Origin of the sequence: Ancylomarina sp. 16SWW S1-10-2 (assembly GCF_009669305.1) — a bacterium.
Classification (GTDB): domain Bacteria; phylum Bacteroidota; class Bacteroidia; order Bacteroidales; family Marinifilaceae; genus Ancylomarina.
In genome coordinates, this window is record NZ_SADB01000173.1 from 1 (window position 1) to 531 (window position 531).

Below are 531 nucleotides of genomic sequence, written 5' to 3' on the forward strand. Positions count from 1 at the left end.
CTAATGAGTATACAATTAGAATATTACTAGGAGGAATAGATAAACCTGTTGTGGCCGAAGCGATATTAACAGAAGCACTAAAGCTTTCGTCATAGCCTTCTTTTTTCATTTCGGGTCCCATAATGGCTCCAATGGCAGATGCAGAAGCTGCTGCCGAACCTGATATCGCGCCAAATAACATATTGGCAAAGACATTAACAAAGGCCAAACTTGCTGGCAATCTGCCCACCAAAACACGAGCTAAATTAATTAGCCTAATGGCGATTCCTCCACTGTTCATTATATTTCCTGCGAGTATGAAAAAGGGGATTGCTAAGAGTGCAAAACTATCTAATCCTGTGGCCATTCTTTGTGCAAAAGTAGCAAATGCAGGTAAAGAGTCAATACTTACCAGCATGGTTAATATTCCAGAGATTCCAATGCTGTAGGCAATAGGAACTCCGACTATCAGTAAGAATAAAAACGATACAATAAGTACTATAATTCCGATATATTCCATTAGTTTAATTCTTCTGCTGGTTCAACAATAAA

1 protein-coding gene is annotated in these 531 nt (G+C 38.6%); it reads right to left on the minus strand.

Annotated elements, in window-relative coordinates; translation table 11 throughout:
• Nucleotides 1–499 (minus strand): TRAP transporter large permease subunit (locus tag EMN46_RS18890; protein ID WP_154202566.1); only part of this gene is annotated, 499 nt, incomplete at its 3' end.
• Nucleotides 500–531 lie beyond the last annotated feature (32 nt).